Consider the following 19,773-nt stretch of genomic DNA (forward strand, 5'->3'; position numbering starts at 1 on the left):
CCACGCTCTGCGTGGGAATGCAGCCCGGGACGCTCTGCGTCCCAAGAGCCGAACGCGGAGCGTCCGTTGAGGCATTCCCACGCAGAGCATGGGAACGATCCGATCACAAGAAGAGGCAAATCATGTCCGAAGTACTGTGGCAACCCACCGCCGAACGCATCGGCAAGACCCGCATGGAGGCCTTTCGGCGCTTCATCAATCAACGGCACCACCTGCACATCGACGACTACCCCGCCCTGCACCAATGGTCGATCGATCAGCGCCCGGACTTCTGGCAGGCCATCGTCGACTTCTTCGACATCCGCTTCCATGAGCAGCCCGACGCGGTGTTGCTGGAAGGCGCGCAAATGCCCAGCGCCCAGTGGTTCCCCGGCGCGACCCTGAACTTCGCCGAACACCTGCTGAGCCGTCGCGACGATGCGGTGGCAGTCGTGGCCGTGGGTGAAAACGGTCAGCGTGAACAGTTGACCTGGGCCGAATTGGCGGAGCATGTCGCCGGTTTTCAGAATGGCCTGATCGCGGCCGGTGTCGGCCTTGGCGACCGGGTCGCCGCGTGTATGCCCAATACTTGGCAAACCCTGGTAGCCATGCTCGCCACCACCAGCCTCGGGGCGATCTGGTCCTGCTCGTCGCCAGACTTCGGCACCCAAGGGGTGATCGACCGCTTCGGCCAGATCGAACCGAAAGTGCTGATCACCTGCGCCGGCTATCGTTACGCCGGCAAGGTGATCGACCAGAGCGCCAAGGTCAACGAAATCCTAGAACGTCTGCCGTCATTGCAGCAGTTGGTCATCGTGCCTTACGCGCGCCCCGAAACACACATCGAAGATTTCCGTACCCAGGCCAACGTCACACTTTGGGACGATTTCTATGATCCGGGTGGCGACCCTGATTTCGTCCCGGTGCCTTTCGCCCATCCGCTGTACATCCTCTACTCCAGCGGCACCACCGGCGTGCCCAAATGCATCATCCACAGCACCGGCGGCGTGCTGTTGCAGCACGTCAAGGAACACGGCCTGCATTGCGACCTCGGGCTCGGCGACCGCTTGTTTTACTACACCACTTGCGGCTGGATGATGTGGAACTGGCTGGTGTCGGCCCTGGCCGTCGACAGCGCCGTGGTGCTGTACGACGGCTCGCCATTTCATCCCGGCCCGGAGCGCTTGATCGACCTGATCGACGACGAACGCATCAGCGTGTTCGGCACCAGTCCCAAATACCTCGCGACCTTGGAAAGCAACGGCGTGAAGCCTCGGCAAAGCCATGATCTCGGCACGCTGAAAACCCTGTTGTGCACCGGTTCTGCGCTATCGCCGCAAAGCTACGACTACGTCTACCGCGACCTCAAGGCCGACCTGTGCCTGGCATCGATGTCCGGTGGCACCGACATCGTTTCGTGCTTCGTGAACGGCAATCCGTTGCTGGCGGTGCGGCGCGGCGAAATCCAGGGCAAGAGCCTGGGGATGACGGTCGAGGTCTGGAACGACGCCGGTCGTGCGGTCATTGGCGAAAAAGGTGAACTGGTCTGCACCCGACACTTCCCGGCCATGCCCGTCGGCTTGTGGAACGACCCGACCGGGGAAAAGCTGCGCGCGTCTTATTTCAGCCTGTTCCCCGGCGTTTGGGCCCAGGGCGATTACGCCGAACAATTGGCTCACGGCGCGATGATGATTCACGGGCGCTCGGACGCGGTACTCAACCCCGGTGGCGTGCGCATCGGCACGGCGGAAATTTACCGTCAGGTGGAGAAAGTCCCGCAAGTCACCGACAGCGTGGCCATCGGTCAGCAATGGCAAGACGACGTGCGGGTGGTGCTGTTCGTGCGGTTGGTCGAGGGGGTGGAGCTGGACGAGGCGCTGCAACAACAGATTCGCCAGGTCATTCGCGCCAACACCACGCCACGCCACGTACCGGCGAAGATTGTCGCGGTGACGGACATTCCGCGCACCATCAGCGGCAAAGTGGTCGAGTTGGCAGTGAGGAATGTGGTGCATGGCGAGCCGGTGATAAACACCGATGCGCTGGCCAACCCCGAAGCGCTGGAGCAATTTCGGGATCGGCCGGAACTGGCTTTTTAAACGGCCTGCGCTTCTGATTTATCCAACGGACGCACCAGGCCTGCCTGACGCAGGCCTTTGCGCTGTCACGTCAGGGTTGTTCAGCGTGATCCGCACCGGAACGCCGATCGCGCTATCGGGATTTGCTTCAATTGCACCCCGCAGCAGGGAGATGTTGCGTTCATACCCGCCCTTGTCCGTGTACAACTGGCTCAACAGCGAAGTGGCCACCGCCAGTGAGTCGGCGTTTTCAAAGGCTTTGGAACTGACGTGGAGGTCATTGCCTTCATCGGTCACCGCGAGCTGCCCGCCGGCAAGGTTCAGCAGCGCCGACACGTCCAGTGACTGTCCACCGCCGACGTTGCCGGCGTCGCGGGCATAGGCGACATCACCGATCTGCGCAGGTCCGTGAAACAGTTCATGGATCAAGTCGTCTGCGACCACATCATGGTTGAAACCCAGGCCGATGAAGTGCCTGTTGAGATTGGGGGTGTAGATTTCAATGAACGCCGTATCGGATTGCCCGGTTGCACTTTTCCACCGTCGGTAAGCGCTAGTATCGAAAGCGGCAATGTGGTGGGTTTCCTTGAGCGGATCGAGAATAAAATTGCTGATGGACACGCCCGCAAAGTCCGCCCTGACCGCTCTCAGATAGTTCAGCAACTGATTGATTGCCTCGTTCGAGTCGCTTCCCATCAGCAGTCTGGCGACCAGCTTGCGTTGTGCCTCGAAGTCACGATGGGTGAGGGCATTGATCGCGTTTTCGATTTTGGTCCGGGCCCGCGGCAGGCTTTGCTCAATGAACTGTCGGGTATAACTGATGGGCAATGTCTTGGTGGAGCGCGGCAAGCGGACAGGGGCCACATAGGCAAAGTTGTTCAGTTTTGGCCCCCAGGTTTTACCCAGCCGGTCGAGGGCGTACCATTGAAAATTACTTCGCGCCGCCACCACCGTGAGAGTCTCACCGACTGCACCACGGGGGCGCCAGTTACCCTGTCCGGCATGGAGGCTATTGGCCGCGCGGACTAGGTCATAGGATTTATGGCTGCCATGGAGTCTGCCCAACTGGGACTTCGCCAGCCCGAGAAGCTCTTGCGCCTGCCTGCTGAAACGTAACGTGCCCTTGTGGATGAGCTTCCCGGCGCCATAAAACACTGTTGGTACATCATCCACGGGGTTGAAAAGGGAAACGGACGTCATGAAGGCCAACTGGGTCAAGCGCGCAGCTTTGGTCGTCGTAGAGATGGCTTTTGCCGAAATGCTCAGCGCTTTGGCGCCCGCCCCCACGAAGGCGCCTCCCAATGCAATTGTGTCCATGACGCATCCATAGATCCCGTCGACGACCTTGTTGTGTTCTCCCGAAGATAAATCTTCGATGCATTTCTTAAAGGGAACCACCAGGTTCACGATGTAATCTGCAGTCTCTTCACCCCTTTTGCGTTCGCTTTCGAGCGCTGTCGGCACGGTCGCCATTGATTCGATTTCGTCAAAAGTACGGAACGGATGATTGATCACAACGAACTCGGCAATTCGCACCAGCTGTGGATTACCGAAGCTCCTGTAGGTACTCTGCTGCCGCGTCGCCACAGACGCTGGCGCGGGGACTTCACCGAGCTTTTCAATAATCGCCATGGAGCTGCTGGCGTCATTCTCAGCGACAACCCCGTCCGTGTATTCAACAACAGAGAGCGGCAACGATTCGGGAGGCGTAGGTCGAAGGGGCGCATTCAGATCCCCGTTGAAGTCCATTCTGGCGGCAGCCCGCAACTTGCCTGTTGAGATGATCAGCGCCGCGAGCGTGTTGTTTTTCCGCAGCTCACCACGCAAGGTAAACAACTCATAACACGCGGCCGTGTTTCCGTGGGTAGCGCACATGACAATGCCAAAGCGCCCCTTGACAGCATCGTTACTGTGCTGGGTTTCATAGGTTGTTGAAACAGGCACAGGCGATATTGAGAAGTAAGACTCGGTCCTGGTCGCCGGAAGACGAACGGTAAAAAAAGTAATCTTACCTTTCAGAAAGATGTCCAGATCATGGGGAAGCATGTGTGAAAGGGCCAGCTTCACATTGGTCATCAGCGCTTGGTTCAAATTGCCGTGATAATCCCGCAATTGGCGATGGTATTCGACATTGTTGGGCGGCAGCCTCTGCAACCTGGGAAAGCGACTATAAAGGCTGGTGACGGAAGGATCGTAGTAGGTTGGCCTTTTGTAATTGGTCTGACCGGCCAGCAAATCAGGTGTTCTGGAAATAACTTTGTCGGGAAAGACCGCACGAAAATCCCACTGTCCACCTGTCAGATCTGCCGACATGTGCAAGTCGACGATCGACATGGGGTTTGGGGATGCATAGAGGCCGGGGTGTTGATAGATCACTTTATCGTCGAGGAAATCACACTCCGGCACCGCGCCTTGCAACGCTTCACGCGCGATGGTTTCGCGGTTGGGCATGGGGCTGGAATAGACGCGCGCCAGATGGGTGAAGTTCTCCGCGTATTCCTGGAACGCCGTGATTGCCCGTTCCGCGGTTTCCTTCGCCGCTTGAGTGAGTTCGCTTGCGCTGATAACTCCATTCATCAGTGCCCAGTCAACAATCGGATCGATCATTGCCAAATCCCGCAGTCGGGACAGCGGTTCGCTGACAGGCTCCAATTCGACATACGCCATGATTTGCGCAAACGTCAGCACTCGCGATGCACCCTTCCTGACCGCTTCCGCCAAGGCAACACCATGGCAAAAGGTCACCCAGGCAACCGAGCCCATCGTCAGCGCCGATGGAACGCCCCTGACCAGAAATTCCGGTGCGATCTCCGCCAGTAGCAGGTGGCACGCCAGCGGCGCCGTGGCAGGATCAACCCAGCCTTTGGTATAGAGAAAGGCTTGCAGCTCTTCACGCACTATGGCTGGCGAGCGCTCAACATTGCCTGGCGTATATAAAGCGAAACCACCGATACTCTTGCGGTCCTGGGTGCTGCCGAGAGTTGGATAAAGGTCCAGCAACAAACTCGTTATCAGCAGTTGCTCGAGATCTTGCGAAGAGACAGCTTGCCCGGATTGGGCACCGAACCAATCCAACGCCTCCAGCAGTGTCCTGGCGCTGGCCTGGGCCACAGGATGCTTGACCAACTGAACCATCCGTTCAGCGGCGTTATCGTGCGTCGCCAGACCGCGGCCCGTTTCGCGGTACAACTTATCCAGCAGCTTGGTGTTATTGGCGACAAGCGGGGTGACCTGCCGAATGGCAGTACGTTGTTCAGTCGACAAGACGGCTAACGACGGGTCATCCGAAACGAGCTGGCCCCAATAGTTACCCAACTCATCAACATCAGGATCAAACTCGAATAGCGCAATCAGGTTTTGCACTTCGCTCGCATTTCGAGGAACTGCCAGGCCATGAAACTTCAGCCATTGTTCCACATCCACTAAATCCTCGGTATAAACGTAACCGCCGGCTTGCCTGGCAATATCCCCGATCACCAGCAGCTTCTGGTAGTAGTGGGACTCCTGGACGATATCCACGTCGACGACTTCCCACACTGAACTGTCTTCTCGAAATATCTCCAACCCACTACTTTCATTAATTCGGGTTGCTGCCATCTTCTCGGGGCGGTGACGACGGAGTTCATCCATCACGACCGTGTAGTTGGCCAGGTGATTCCACGCCACTCGGCCAGGCATATGGACTTCATGAAGCGAAGACCCTTCTACCAATTCCAACTCATAGCCTTGCCAGCTGTAATCCCCGTCGCCCTCTTGCTCCTCGATAATAGTTGGCAACAGGCTTAGTACGGATTGTCGCTCTGCAGCATCGGCCTTTAACCACTGATGCTGCACTTCGGAAACAGCACCGAAAATCTGATAGCTTTTATATTTAAGTTTTTCACACATAAAACAACCTCATGGATTTTATTTGTCGACTGGTTAAGCACCCCTGAATCCTTACTTATCCAGGAGCAACTAAACAGCAAAAATCTATAAGGCGACGTTTCAAGCATTCGAATCAACAAATTTCAAGCGACGCCTATAATCAATCAGCCAACCCCCAACCATCACTGGACGCGCTTAATATCGACGTTCCGTCCCTGTGCAACTTGAGTCGCAACTTTAAATTATTCAGCGAGTCCGCATTTTTTAACGCTTCGTCTTCGCTGATCACACCGTCCACCACCAGGGCATACAGTGCGCCATCGAAGGTCTGCATCCCGGATTCAACAGACTTTTCCATGATGTTTTTAAGTTCATCCAGTTCATTGCGCCGTATCAGGTCGCCAACGGTCGGTGTGCCCAGCATCACTTCTACTGCTGCCCTGAGCTGACCGTCACGAGTGCGCACCAGACGCTGGGAAACAAAGGCTTTAAGATTGTTACTCAGGTCATGCAGCAGTTGCATCCGCCGTTCCTGCGGGAAGAAATTGATAATGCGATCCAGCGCCTGATGGGCGTTGTGAGCATGCAAGGTGGAAATCACCAAATGCCCGGTGTCGGCAAACGCCAGGGCATGCTCCATGGTTTCGCGGTCGCGGATCTCGCCGATCAGCACCACGTCCGGCGCTTGGCGCAGAGTGTTTTTCAACGCGGCATGAAAACTGCGGGTATCGACACCGACCTCGCGCTGGTTGATGATCGATTGCTTGTGCCGGTGGATGTACTCGATCGGGTCTTCGATGGTGACGATGTGACCGCTGGCGTGACGATTGCGGTAGTCGATCAATGCCGCCAGCGAGGTAGACTTGCCCGAGTCGGTAGCGCCGACGAATAGCATCAGCCCCTGCTTGAGCATCACCGTTTCGAGCAGCACCGACGGCAGCTTGAGGTCTTCGAAGCGCGGAATGTCGAGCTTGACGTTGCGCACCACCATCGACACATCGTTACGCTGTTTGAAAATATTCACCCGAAAGCGCCCGATCCCGATCAGGGAGATCGCCAGGTTCATCTCCAGTTCCCGATCGAACTCAAGGCGCTGTTCGGCGTCCATGATGGACGCCGCAATCGTCGCAACCTCTCCCGGCTTGAACGGTTGATCGGCCAGGGCGGTGAGCATACCGTCGAACCGCGCACTGGGCGGTGCACCCGTGGACAGGTACAGATCGGAGCCATCCTGGCTGGCCAGGCGTCTTAACAACGCGTCGATTTCCATGGCAAAAAGCACCCGCGAAGCATTCAATGATAAAAAATGACCTGAAGCAGGTCATCCGGCGTCTACTGCCCTGCAAGGATAGTAGAAACAGCCACACCGACTTATGTGCAGGACATCTTGATGAACGCATCACCGACCGGCAGCGATGCCCAGGCCTTGATTGCCAGACTCGACTGGGCGAACAGCCCGCTAGGCGCTGCCGGCACCTGGCCGCAGAGCCTGCGTACCGCCGTGGACATCGTGATTCATTCGCCGATGCCGATGCTGCTGCTATGGGGACCGCAGCTGACGCAGATCTACAACGACGGCTTCGCGCTGCTGGCCGGCAGCAAGCATCCGCACGCTTTCGGACAGCCAACCCACCTGATCTGGCCCGAATTAAAGGACTTTACCGACCCGATTTACAGCGCGGTCCTACAAGGCCAGGTGCGAACCTACAGCGAACAGCGCTTCACCCTGCAGCGCGACGGTATCGATTCCGACTTCTGGCTTGACCTGACCTACAGCCCCATCCGCGACGAAAACGCGCAGGTCGCCGGGATCCTGGTCACCGCCATCGAAACCAACGAACGCCGGCGCATCGCCCTCGAACTGGAACAGCGCTCCGCCGCGAGCCTCAAGGCCCAGCAAGATACCGAAGAACGCCTGCAACTGGCCCTCGCCGCCACCGACGCGGTCGGCACCTGGGACTGGGACATCAGTGAGGACCGTTTCATCGCCGACGCTCACTTCGCCCAATTGCACGGCATCGAACCGGCCCTGTCCGGCCAATTGCCGATCAGCGAATACCTGCACGGCGTCCACCCCGAAGACCGCACCCTGATCGCCCGCAGCATCAAGCATTGCATCACCCATGGCAGCGAATACGCCGAGGAATACCGACTGCTGCAACCCGATGGCCAGTTGCGCTGGGTCTTCGCCCGCGGACGCTGCTACAAGGATCACCATGGACGGCCGATCCGTTTCCTCGGCGCCGCCCTCGACCTGACCGATCGCAAAAACACCGAGCAGGCCTTGCGCCAGAGCCAGACCGAACTGCAGTTGATCATCAACGCCATGCCGATCCTGATCAGCTACGTCGACCGCGAGGAACGCTTTCGCCTGAACAACGCCGCCTACCTGGACTGGTATGGCCTGACGCCCCAGGAACTCTACGGCCGCACCATACGGGAAGTGCTGGGTGATGAGGCCTACGCCTTGCGTGCCGAGCACATCGCCCAGGCACTGACCGGCAAGGCCTGTTGCTTCAGCATCAGCACCCCGCACCGCGATGGCAGCATCCGCCAGGCGCTGATGAATTACCTGCCGCGTCACGGCCCGGATGGCGCGGTGAATGGTTTCTACATCTTCGTCATCGACGAAACCGAGCGTAAAAAGACCGAAGAAGCCCTGCGCAACCTCAACGAAACCCTTGAAGAACGGGTGAGCGCCCGCACCCGACAATTGGCCGAGGCCAATGAAAAACTGCTCAGCGAAATGTTCGAACGCGAGCGCGCCGAAGAAGCCCTGCGGCATGCGCAGAAGATGGAAGCGGTTGGCCAGCTCACCGGCGGCATTGCCCATGACTTCAACAACATGCTCACCGGAATCATTGGCAGCCTCGACCTGATGCAACGCTACATTGCCGACGGCCGCGCCGCCGAGATTGCCCGCTTCACCGAGGCCGCGGTGTCCTCGGCCAACCGCGCCGCCGCCCTCACCCATCGACTGCTGGCGTTCTCAAGGCGTCAGTCGCTGGATCGCAAGACGCTCAATGCCAATGACCTGATCCACTCTCTGGAAGACTTGCTCAGCCGGACCAAGGGCGACCATATCGTACTCAAGCTGCAACTAACCAAAGACGTCTGGCCGGTCAGCACCGACGTCAGTCAACTGGAAAACGCCCTGCTCAACCTGGTGATCAACGCCCGGGACGCCATGCCCGATGGTGGCCAGTTGTGCATCGAAACCGCCAATGTCTATCTCGACGGCAGTGACATCACTACCCTGGAACCGGTCAAGGCCGGTGATTACCTGATGATCGCGGTCAGCGACAACGGCACCGGCATGACACCCAAGGTATTGGCCAAGGCGTTCGACCCGTTCTTCACCACCAAACCCATCGGCCAGGGCACCGGATTGGGGTTGTCGATGATCTACGGTTTCGCCCAGCAGTCCGGTGGCCATGTGACCCTGTTCAGCATGCCCGGCCAAGGCACCAGCGTACGCCTGTACCTGCCGCGACTAGTCGGCATGCAGCCGCAGGATGTGCTATCGCCCGTGATCAGCGAAGCACCATCGGCGATTGCCGGCGAAACGGTAGTACTGGTGGAGGACGACCCGGCGGTGCGCATGCTGGTATTCGATCTGCTCAAGGAGTTGGGTTATCACGCCTACGAAGCCGAAGACGCGAAGACCGCCCTGCCCTTGCTCGAATCCGACTTGCGGGTCGATCTGTTGGTCACCGACGTAGGCCTGCCCGGGATGAATGGCCGGCAACTGGCGGAAATTGCCCGTCAGCATCGGCCCGAGCTGAAAGTGCTGTTCATGACCGGTTACGCGGAGAAAGCCGCTGAACGCCAGGGCTTTCTCGAAGAAGGCATGGACATGGTGGCCAAACCCTTTTCCATTGATCTGCTCGCCAACAAGATTCGCACGATGATCGGTCAACCGCAGTGAGTTAGGGCATAATCGCGCGCCCCCGCTTCACCACCCATGCCACCACCGCTGCAAGGTACACGCCCCATGAAAGCTCAAGCCCGCCATATTCTGGTGAAAACCTCGGAAGAAGCCGAGCAACTCAAGCAGCGCATCGCCAAGGGCGAAGCCTTCGATGTGCTGGCCAAGAAGTACTCCACTTGCCCGTCGGGCAAACGCGGCGGTGATCTTGGGGAAGTACGGCCGGGCCAGATGGTCGGTGCGATCGATGCGGTTATCTTTAAGAAACCCCTGCGGGTAGTGCATGGGCCGATCAAGAGCAAGTTCGGTTATCACCTGGTGCAGGTGTTTTATCGGGATTGATTGTTCGCTTCAGGTTTCTGTGGTGTAGGGATTTTTGTGGTCAATGGATTTTTGTGGCGAGGGGATTTATCCCCGCTGGGTCGCGGAGCGGCCCCAAAAAATGGGCCTGCTGCGCAGTCCAACGGGGATGAATCCCCTCGCCACAGATCCGCCTGAGCAAAAAAGGTGAATCAGCCCTTCGGAATGAGTGCCCCCGGCACCTGGATCACCTTGCTCGCCAACCGATGCCCGGCCTCTGCAGCCTCAACCGGGCTCCCACCCTTGAGCCGCGAGGCCAGATACGCCGCACTGAACGAATCCCCCGCCGCCGTGGTATCCACCACCCGCTCGACCTTCTGCGCCGGCACTTCGAATGACTCGCCGTCACACCGAATCAGGCAAGCCTCAGCGCCGCGCTTGAGCACCACTTCAGGCGTGCCAATCTGCTCGTACGCTGCAAACACCGCCGCACAATCGGAGAATTGGAACAGCGCCTGCTCGTCATCGACGGTCAACAGTGCCAGGTCGACATAGGGCAGGACCTTGCGATAAGCCACCCGCGCGTCTTCCACCGAGGCCCACAAACGCGGTCGGTAGTTGTTGTCGAAGACAATCCGCGCATCGCGCTGGCGGGCCTCGATCAGGGTTTCCAACAGTTTTTCCCGACCTTGTACGCCCAATACCGCAAGGGTGATGCCGCTGAAATACAACACGTCGTAATCGGGCAGCGCGGCCAGGATCGGCGCGGCGGCCGGGGTGGTGAAGCAATCGCGCACTGCCGCTTCATTGCGCCAATAGAGAAAACGGCGCTCGCCGGTGGCGTCGGTCTGGATGCAATACAGCCCCGGCAAGCGGCCGGGCAAGCGCTGGACCATGCCCAGGCCAATGTTTTCGGCGGCCCAGCTCTGGCACATGGCATCGCTGAAACTGTCATCGCCCAGGGCGGTGACGTAATCCACCGAACCCGCCGCGCCCAGCTCTCGGGACAGGTAGACCGCGGTGTTCAAGGTATCGCCGCCAAAACTCTGTTGCAGACTGCCGTCGGCGCGGTGTTGCAGCTCGATCATGCATTCGCCGATCAGGGCGATGCGCGGGGTGTTGGGGCCCAGGGTGTTGATGGTGTTCATGTTGTGGGTCTCTGGTGTTGCTGTGGTGTCTGTCATGGCCCCTTCGCGAGCAGGCTCGCTCCCACATTGGAATGCATTCCCCTTGTGGGAGCGAGCCTGCTCGCGAAGGCCGCGCCGCGGTCTCAAACCTTTTAGAAACAGGTCTCCATGGTCTCGACGACGTTCAATTGCTCATCCACCAGGCAACCCACGCGCCACTTGTCGAACGTCAGGCACGGATGCGAAGTGCCGAAAGAAATGATGTCGCCCACCCGCAGATCAACCCCCGATGCCACGGTCATGAAGGCATGCTGGTCCATCACGGCGGTGACCTTGCAGGTGCTCACATCATCGCCCTTGGCCGGCACCACACCGGGCTGGTAACGCAGCAACGGCACCGGCAATCCCGCGTCATAGGCCACGTCGCGTTTGCCCAGGGCAATCACCGCAAAGCCTGGCTCCGGCAAGGACTGCACATGCGCCCAGACCTCCAGCGCCGCACGCAAGCCCTCATGCAGATCGCTGCGACGGTCGAGCACGCAGCATTGCGCTTCCTTGTAGATACCATGGTCGTGCGCCACATAGCTGCCGGGACGCAAGACGCTGAGGAAACGTCCGCCAGCGTTCTGCGCCTCGAACTCTTCGGCAATCAAGTCATACCAGGCCGAACCTGAAGCCGTGATGATCGGCTTGGTAATCGCGAAGGTGCCGCTGTCCTGCAACTGCACCGCCAGACGTACCAGGGAGCCGGCGAAAGCGCGGATGCCGCTCACCGCGTGATCGCCGTGGATCACGCCTTCATAACCTTCGATCCCGGTCAGGGCCAGCGCCGGTTGTGCGGCGATGGCCTTGGCCAGGTCGAGCACCTCTTGCTCGCTACGGCAACCGCAACGACCGCCAACCACACCGTATTCGATCATCACGTTCAGGCGCACACCCCGTGAAGCGAAATAGGCGCCGAGGTCGGCGACGTTGTCCGGGTGATCGACCATGCAATAGAAGTCGAAGCCCGGATCAGCCAGAAGATCGGCAATCAAGGCCATGTTCGGGGTGCCGACCAGTTGGTTGGCCATCAGCACCCGGTGCACGCCGTGGGCGTAGGCCGCACGGGTTTGCGTGGCGCTGGCCAGGGTGATGCCCCAGGCGCCCGCGTCCAGTTGCCGACGAAACAGCGCCGGGGTCATGCTGGTCTTGCCGTGGGGCGCGAGTTCAGCGCCGCTGTTGCTGACAAAGTCCTGCATCCAGCGGATGTTGTGTTCCAGCGCTTCGCGATGCAGCACCAGCGCTGGCAGGCTGACGTCGCGCACCAGGTTGGCGCCAGTGTGGGCAAAGCCCTTTTCCACGGCGGCAGTATTTTTCGCAGAAGACATGGTCGAACTCCTCACATTCGCGGCTGCGGACAGCCGCTGTTATTCGTTGATGCGACGGGCCAGGCTGTTGGCGCTGTCGATCAGCACCCGGCGGTAGTCGGTGTAATGGGTCTTGGCATCGGCCCGTGGGGCGACGATGCACAGGGTCGCAATGGCCACGCCATCGGGGTCTTTGACCGGGGCGGCGAAGCAATGGGTAAAGGTGTCGGCCACGCTGTCGAAGGAGAAAAAGCCATCGATGCCGGCCTGACGGATTTCCTTGAGAAACTGTTCCAGCGGCAAACGTTCGCCGTTGGGCAGGATGAAGTCGTCGTGGTCGATCAGGTCGACGATTTCCTCGTCACTCAGATGCGCCAGCAACAGGCGCCCGGACGCGGTCCAGGGGATGGGCGCGTTCTCGCCGATGTCCGAGGAAATGCGGAAATGCCGCTCACCCTCCTTCATCAGCGCCACGGTGTATTTGCGCCCGTTGAGCAGGCACATCTGGGCAGTCTCGTGGGTCTGGCTGACGATGTCCTGCAGGGCGTGATCGGCCTCGCGGGTCAGGTCGAAATGGCGCAGGTGCGCCTGGCCGAGGAAATACAGCTGTCGGCCGAGATAGACGTGACCGTCCTTGCCCACCGGTTCCAGGATCCGCCGCTCGAGCAACGAGGCCACCAGCTCGTAGACCGTGGATTTCGGACTGCCGATGCCGTTGGCGATGTCGTTCGGGCGCAGGGGCTGGCCGATCTCCTTGAGGAAATCGAGGATATCGAACGCCCGGTCCAGACCGCGTGCCCGGCGCTTGATGGTGTCTTCGCTCATGTCAGTGGTTCCCAATCAAATTCGCCAGGATTCAATGATCGTTCCCACGCTCTGCGTGGGAATGCAGCCCGGGACGCTCTGCGTCCCAAGAGCCGAACGCGGAGCGTCCGTTGAGGCATTCCCACGCAGAGCGTGGGAACGATCAGTGCTCGGGTTCAGGCCTTTTTCTTGTACGCGATGCAGTCGATCTCGACCTTGCAGTCGACCATCATGTTCGCCTGCACACAGGCCCGGGCCGGTGCGTGTTCAGGTTTGAAGTACTCGGAGAAGACCTTGTTGAAACTCGTGAAATCCCGCGGATCTTCCAGCCACACCCCGGCACGCACCACATCTTCCAGGCCGAAACCTGCCTCTTGGAGAATCGCGATCAGGTTCTTCATGGTCTGGTGAGTCTGCTCGACGATGCCGCCAACAATGATCTCGCCATCCACCGCCGGCACCTGGCCGGACACGTGCAGCCAGCCATCGGCTTCAACGGCGCGGGCGAAAGGACGAGGCGTACCGCCAGCGGCGCTGCTGCCGGTGCCGTAACGAGTAATGCTCATGAGTGTTTCTCCTGATTGAAAAGTGAGGATCAAAAACGTGTGCTTTTGAGAAATTCCGCCAGTCGTGGCGATTGCGGGCGCTCGAACAGTTCCTTGGGCGGACCCTGCTCTTCGATGCGCCCCTGATTCATGAAAACGATCTTGTCCGAGACCTCGAATGCGAAGCGCATTTCGTGGGTCACCAGCAGCATGGTCATGCCGTCTTCGGCCAGGCCCTTGATCACGCTGAGCACTTCGCCTACCAACTCCGGGTCCAGCGCCGAGGTCACTTCGTCGAACAACATCAGGCTCGGGTTCATCGCAATCGCCCGGGCAATCGCCACGCGCTGTTGCTGACCACCGGACAACTGGCCGGGAAAATGATCGCGGCGATCCAACAGGCCGACCCGTTCCAGCCACTTTTCCGCCAGGGCCACCGCTTCGTCCTTTTGCAACTTCTTGACCTTGAGCAAACCGAGGGTGACGTTCTGCAGCGCGGTCAGGTGGGGGAACAGGTTGAATTGCTGGAACGCCATGCCGGTCATGGCGCGATGGCGGGCGATGACCTTCTCCGGGTGGCGGATGCGCTTGCCATTGACTTCGTCATAGCCGATGGATTCGCCGTCGAGCAGGATCTGCCCGCCCTGGAATTCTTCGAGCATGTTCACGCAGCGCAGCAGCGTGGTCTTGCCCGAACCGCTGGAACCGATCAGCGTCACCACGTTGCCGCGCTGCATGCTCAGGTCGACGCCCTTGAGCACTTCGAGCTGGTCGTAACGCTTGTGCAGGCCGCGAATGTCCAGCAGCGGCTGGCCGTTTTGTGCATGGGTTTGATTCTGAGTCATGGCAAGGCCACCCGCTTTTCAATGTGCCGGCCGAGTAATTCGATGCCGTAGTTGATCACGAAGAACAGAAAACCGGCGAACAGGTAAAACTCCAGGGTCATGAAGTTTCGGGCGATGATCTGCTGGGTGCTCAGCAGCAGTTCGGCCACGCCGATCACCGACAACAGCGTCGAAGCCTTGACGATCTCGGTGGACGAGTTGACCCAGGTCGGCAGGATCTGCCGCAGCGCCTGGGGCAACAGCACGTAGCCGAGGGACTGATAGAACGTCAGGCCGATGGCCTTGCTCGCTTCCATCTGCCCGCGCGGCAATGCCTGCAACGCACCGCGCACGATCTCGGCGACGTGGGAACCGCAAAACAGCGTCAGCCCCAGGGCACCGGCCTGAAACGCGCTGATCTGCCAGCCCAGCGCCGGCGCCATGTAGAAGCAGGCCAGCACCAGCACGAACACCGGAGTACCGCGAATCACATCGACGTAAAAACGAAACGGCGCGCGCATCCAGAACTTGCCATAGGTCAGTACCAGACCGGCGAACACACCGAGCACCGTGCCGAGCAAAATCGCCAGCGCCGACACCTGCACACTGGTCAAAAAGCCTTGCCAGAGCGGCTCGCGCGCGATCCACAACTCATGCAACCAACTGGGGGATTCGTACATGGGGGCCTCCTATCGGCGGATCGCCAGACGCTGCTCGAGGTAACGCAGCAGCATGGCAATGAGGTAACAGGCCGCCACATAGAGCGCCGTGGTCACCAGCCAGGTTTCAATTACCCGGTAGCTCTCGACATTGATTTTGCGCGCGTAATAGGTCAGCTCCGGCACGGCGATCGCCGCTGCCAGCGAGGTGTCCTTGAACAGCGAAATGAAGTTGTTCGACAGCGCCGGCAAGACATTGCGCAGCATCACCGGCACGGTGACATAGGCCTTGACCTGCCACTCGCCCAAACCGATGGCCAGGCCGGCTTCGCGCTGTCCCTTGGGAATGCTCAGCAGGCCGCCGCGGAACACTTCGGTCAGGTAGGCCCCGGCATACAGCGACAGGGTGATGATGAACGACGGAATCTTGTCCAGACGAATCCCCAGGCTAGGCAAGGCGAAGTAGATCAACAGAATCAACACCAGGATCGGCGTGTTGCGGATCACCGTGACATACACCGAAGCCAGCACCCGCAACGCGCGATGCCTGGACAACAAGGCAAACGCCATCAGCAGGCCGATCACGCAGCCGATGGCGATCGACACCAGCGCCAGTTCAAGGCCCAGGCCGAGCCCCGCCAGCAAGGTGTCGAAATCGCGCCACACGGCGGCAAAGTTCAACTGATAGTTCATGGTCGGCAGTACCTTGAGCGGGGCGCATTACGGCGCCCCACTCTCGCGGGATCATTTGAATTCGACGGGGAAACCGATGGCCGGTGAAGGCAGATCGACACCGAACCACTGTTTGAACGATGCCGCGTAGGTCGGGAATTCAACGCCGGTCATGGCTTCATGCAGGGTGGTATTGATGAAGTTCAGCCAGTCCTGATCGCCGCGCTTGACCGCACACGCGTAGGTTTGCGGGCTCCAGGCGTAGGCCGGGCTGCGGTAGCGGCCAGCGTTCTGCACCATCAGGTACTTCACCGAAGACTGGTCGGTGGCCGCCGCGTCGGCACGGCCTGAGTTCACCGCCTGGTACATCAGGTCCACGCTGTCGTACTGATCGACCTTGGCCTTGGGCAGCGCCTGGTGCACCAGCTCTTCGGCGTAGACGTTTTGCAGTACCGCCACGGTGACGCCGTCACCCGCGGCTTTCATGTCGTCGATTTCCTTGTACTTGCTGTTGGCCGGCAACAGCAGGCCGACGCCTTCGCGGTAGTACGGCAGGGTAAAGGCTACTTGCTGGGCCCGGCTGGCAGTCACGGTGATGAACTGGCAGCTCATGTCGACCTTGTCGGTCAGCAGGTTGGGAATCCGCGCATCGGACGACTGCACCACGAACTCAACCTTGGTCGGGTCGTTGAACAAGCCTTTGGCGACCATGCGCGCAATATCGATATCAAAACCCTGCAACTTGCCATCCGCGCCCTGGAAGTGCCAAGGCGCATTGGTGCTGCCGGTGCCCACGATGAGTTTGCCGCGGGCCAGAACGCTGTCGAGCTTACTGTCCGCCGCCTGGGCCACGCCCACGGCCGCAGCAGACGCTGCAAAAAGAAAAACACACGCTTTGAACAAGGAAGGTCGGCGATGCATGGCAAGCACTCCAGGGTGATGTTTATTCCGCTATACCGGAACACGGTATGTAACAACGGAATAGACAGCAGAAAGTGTGCCACAGGTAGTGAACAGAATGTAGGGGGATTGAAAAGTGTTTTGAATCAGATGGATGGAATGAAGCGAGGAAAAGGCGTTACTAAAGGAGACGGTGGCGTAGCGCTACCGTTGGCTACGGATGGCGGGTATCTGGTTCACAAATGGTGCGTAAGTGTTTCTGAATCGCGTCTTCCAATTGGCTGAGTATTGCCCCTATTCCTGTCGGAAAATTCCATATGCCCCTTTTCGCGAGCAGGCTCGCTCCCACATTGTGAATGCGTTTCCCTGTGGGAGCGAGCTTGCTCGCGATGGACGTCAACGATAACGCGGGTTGTCTGAATGCCCGCGTTGTCCGGGCGTTTTTCGCGAGCAGGCACGCTCCTACATTGGAATGCGTTTCCCTGTGGGAGCGAGCTTGCTCGCGATGGACGTCAACGATAACGCGGGTTGTCTGAATGCCCGCGTTGTCCGGGCGTTTTTCGCGAGCATGCTCGCTCCTACATTGGAATGCGTTTCCCTGTGGGAGCGAGCTTGCTCGCGATGGACGTCAACGATAACGCGGGCTGTCTGAATGCCCGCGTTGTCCGGGCGTTTTTCGCGAGCAGGCACGCTCCTACATTGGAATGCGTTTCCCTGTGGGAGCGAGCTTGCTCGCGATGGACGTCAACGATAACGCGGGTTGTCTGAATGCCCGCGTTGTCCGGGCGTTTTTCGCGAGCAGGCTCGCTCCTACATTGGAATGCGTTTCCCTGTGGGAGCGAGCTTGCTCGCGATGGACGTCAACGATAACGCGGGCTGTCTGAATGCCCGCATTGTCCGGGCGTTTTTCGCGAGCAGGCACGCTCCTACATTGGAATGCGTTTCCCTGTGGGAGCGAGCTTGCTCGCGATGGACGTCAACGATAACGCGGGTTGTCTGAATGCCCGCGTTGTCCGGGCGTTTTTCGCGAGCATGCTCGCTCCTACAGGTGCAGCGCGGATCCTCGCTCGCGAAGGGGTCCTCAGGTCGGGGATAAAATCAACCGCCAACGCGCGCCAAATACACCCGCGTCACCCGCCGCTCTTCAACCGACATGACGGTCAACCGCCAGCCTTCCCACTGATGGCTGTCACCGATCATCGGCAGCCGATCCAGCAGGCTCACCACCAGACCGGCCAGGGTTTGATAGTCGTCGGTCGGTTCTGCCGCAAACCCGGTCCGTTGACGCACCCGCGCCAGGTTCAAGGCGCCGCTGACCACGAACCCGCCCTTCGCCTCGACCACATCCGGGCCTTCGATCTCGCTGGCGTCGGGCAGCTCTCCGGCAATCGACTCGAGGATGTCGGTCATGGTCAGCACGCCGACGAAGTCACCGAATTCGTTGACCACAAACGCGATGTGGGTCGAGGCATTGCGCATCTGCTCCAGGGCATTGAGGATCGAATAGCTGTCCAGCAGGTTGATGGTATGGCGCGCCAGGTGTGCAAGATCGGGCTGGTTGCCTGCCAGGAACTCCTTCAGCAGCTCCTTCTTGTGCACGAAGCCCAGCGGCTCATCCACCGCGCCGTCGCGAATCAGCGGTAGACGGGAGTAGGACGAGTGCATCAGCCGTGTACGAATCGACTCGGCGTCTTCAGCCAGGTCGATGTGATCGACGTCGGCACGCACGGTCATCAGTGTCCGGATTGGCCGCTCGGCCAGTTGCAGCACGCCGCTGATCATCACCCGCTCGCGGCGATCGAACAGCTCTTCGCCCGGTGCCTCACCGTTATCCAGCATGTCGGCAATGTCTTCCCCGACCTCTTCCACCGCTAGCTTGCGCCCGCCGAGCAAACGCATCACCGCATGGGCGGTACGCTCACGCATCGGCCGCAAGCCCTGCATCGAGCGCTTGCGCCGTGCCCGGGCAATCTGGTTGAACACCTCGATCAGGATCGAGAAGCCGATGGCCGCATACAAATAGCCCTTTGGAATGTGGAACCCCAGGCCTTCGGCGGTTAGGGCAAAGCCGATCATCATCAGGAAGCCCAGGCACAGCATGATCACCGTGGGGTGCGCATTGACGAAGCGGGTCAACGGTTTGCTGGCAACGATCATCAGGCCGATGGAAATGATCACGGCGATCATCATCACCGCCAGCTCATCGACCATGCCCACCGCGGTAATCACCGCATCGAGGGAGAACACCGCGTCGAGCACCACGATTTGCGCCACGATGGGCCAGAACAAAGCGTATGCCGTACTGGACGTGCGCTCGCCAACATGGCCTTCGAGCCGTTCATGCAGCTCCATGGTCGCCTTGAACAACAGGAACACACCGCCGAACAGCATGATCAAGTCACGGCCGGAGAAGCTCTTGTCGAACACTTCGAACAATGGCTGGGTCAGGGTCACCAGCCAGGAAATACTCGCCAGCAGGCCCAGGCGCATCAACAACGCCAGGGACAGACCGATGATTCGCGCGCGGTCGCGCTGTTCGGGCGGCAATTTGTCCGCCAGAATCGCGATGAACACCAGGTTGTCGATGCCCAGTACCAGCTCCAGCACAATCAACGTCAACAAGCCCAGCCACGCGGTGGGGTCAGCTAACCATTCCATGAAAACGTCTCGATCTCTTCAGTGAATTCAGAATGCCGGGCACGGCAAGGCATGGCGCAGGGGGCGGGGAACTGCAATGACAG

The 19,773-nt window shown here is 59.5% G+C and carries 14 protein-coding genes; 3 read left to right on the forward strand and 11 right to left on the reverse strand.

Features of this window, described 5'->3' with window-relative positions; genetic code table 11:
* Nucleotides 1-122 precede the first annotated feature (122 nt).
* Nucleotides 123-2,078 (forward strand): acetoacetate--CoA ligase, encoded by a 1,956-nt coding sequence (locus tag ACA054_RS17605; RefSeq protein ID WP_497685386.1) that lies wholly within the window; start codon nucleotides 123-125, stop codon nucleotides 2,076-2,078.
* Nucleotides 2,079-2,096: 18 nt separating this feature from the next.
* Here ACA054_RS17605 and ACA054_RS17610 read toward each other — a convergent pair whose 3' ends face one another.
* Nucleotides 2,097-5,945 carry a hypothetical protein gene (locus ACA054_RS17610; RefSeq protein ID WP_497685387.1) on the reverse strand — a complete coding sequence of 1,283 codons (3,849 nt, stop codon included), beginning with the start codon at nucleotides 5,943-5,945 and terminating at the stop codon, nucleotides 2,097-2,099.
* Nucleotides 5,946-6,084: 139 nt separating this feature from the next.
* A complete protein-coding gene (locus ACA054_RS17615; protein ID WP_497685388.1) occupies nucleotides 6,085-7,194 on the reverse strand; it encodes a PilT/PilU family type 4a pilus ATPase in 1,110 nt (369 codons plus the stop codon).
* Between the two features lie 120 nt (nucleotides 7,195-7,314).
* Here ACA054_RS17615 and ACA054_RS17620 point away from each other — a divergent pair, with 120 nt between their 5' ends.
* The gene (locus ACA054_RS17620) at nucleotides 7,315-9,852 is read left to right on the forward strand and encodes a PAS domain-containing hybrid sensor histidine kinase/response regulator (protein ID WP_497685389.1); all 2,538 of its coding nucleotides are present in this window, start codon (nucleotides 7,315-7,317) and stop codon (nucleotides 9,850-9,852) included.
* Nucleotides 9,853-9,918: 66 nt separating this feature from the next.
* Entirely contained in the window at nucleotides 9,919-10,194 is a 276-nt protein-coding gene (locus ACA054_RS17625; protein ID WP_007933743.1) for a peptidylprolyl isomerase, read from the forward strand.
* 170 nt (nucleotides 10,195-10,364) lie between these two features.
* On the opposite strand, the gene ACA054_RS17630 is transcribed toward ACA054_RS17625, so the two are convergent.
* The 9 genes from ACA054_RS17630 to ACA054_RS17670 form a co-directional block, all read right to left on the reverse strand.
* Nucleotides 10,365-11,300: a sugar kinase gene (locus ACA054_RS17630; RefSeq protein WP_497685390.1), complete on the reverse strand. Its 936-nt coding sequence runs from the start codon at nucleotides 11,298-11,300 to the stop codon at nucleotides 10,365-10,367.
* 131 nt (nucleotides 11,301-11,431) lie between these two features.
* A complete protein-coding gene (locus tag ACA054_RS17635; protein WP_497685391.1) occupies nucleotides 11,432-12,649 on the reverse strand; it encodes an amino acid deaminase in 1,218 nt (405 codons plus the stop codon).
* Between the two features lie 39 nt (nucleotides 12,650-12,688).
* Entirely contained in the window at nucleotides 12,689-13,453 is a 765-nt protein-coding gene (locus tag ACA054_RS17640; protein WP_497685392.1) for an IclR family transcriptional regulator, read from the reverse strand.
* A gap of 155 nt (nucleotides 13,454-13,608) precedes the next feature.
* Nucleotides 13,609-13,998: a RidA family protein gene (locus ACA054_RS17645; RefSeq protein ID WP_497685393.1), complete on the reverse strand. Its 390-nt coding sequence runs from the start codon at nucleotides 13,996-13,998 to the stop codon at nucleotides 13,609-13,611.
* Nucleotides 13,999-14,027: 29 nt separating this feature from the next.
* Nucleotides 14,028-14,822 carry an amino acid ABC transporter ATP-binding protein gene (locus ACA054_RS17650; RefSeq protein WP_497685394.1) on the reverse strand — a complete coding sequence of 265 codons (795 nt, stop codon included), beginning with the start codon at nucleotides 14,820-14,822 and terminating at the stop codon, nucleotides 14,028-14,030.
* Nucleotides 14,819-15,481 carry an amino acid ABC transporter permease gene (locus ACA054_RS17655; RefSeq protein WP_497685395.1) on the reverse strand — a complete coding sequence of 221 codons (663 nt, stop codon included), beginning with the start codon at nucleotides 15,479-15,481 and terminating at the stop codon, nucleotides 14,819-14,821. Before ACA054_RS17655 ends, ACA054_RS17650 begins: the two co-directional genes overlap by 4 nt.
* A gap of 9 nt (nucleotides 15,482-15,490) precedes the next feature.
* Nucleotides 15,491-16,153 (reverse strand): amino acid ABC transporter permease, encoded by a 663-nt coding sequence (locus ACA054_RS17660; RefSeq protein WP_007960243.1) that lies wholly within the window; start codon nucleotides 16,151-16,153, stop codon nucleotides 15,491-15,493.
* A 51-nt stretch (nucleotides 16,154-16,204) separates the two neighbouring features.
* Nucleotides 16,205-17,053, reverse strand: coding sequence for a transporter substrate-binding protein (locus tag ACA054_RS17665; RefSeq protein ID WP_497685396.1), 849 nt, complete (start codon nucleotides 17,051-17,053; stop codon nucleotides 16,205-16,207).
* 1,077 nt (nucleotides 17,054-18,130) lie between these two features.
* Nucleotides 18,131-19,690 carry a TerC family protein gene (locus ACA054_RS17670; RefSeq protein ID WP_497685397.1) on the reverse strand — a complete coding sequence of 520 codons (1,560 nt, stop codon included), beginning with the start codon at nucleotides 19,688-19,690 and terminating at the stop codon, nucleotides 18,131-18,133.
* Nucleotides 19,691-19,773: the final 83 nt, after the last annotated feature.

Source organism: Pseudomonas sp. LBUM1653 (assembly GCF_059716115.1).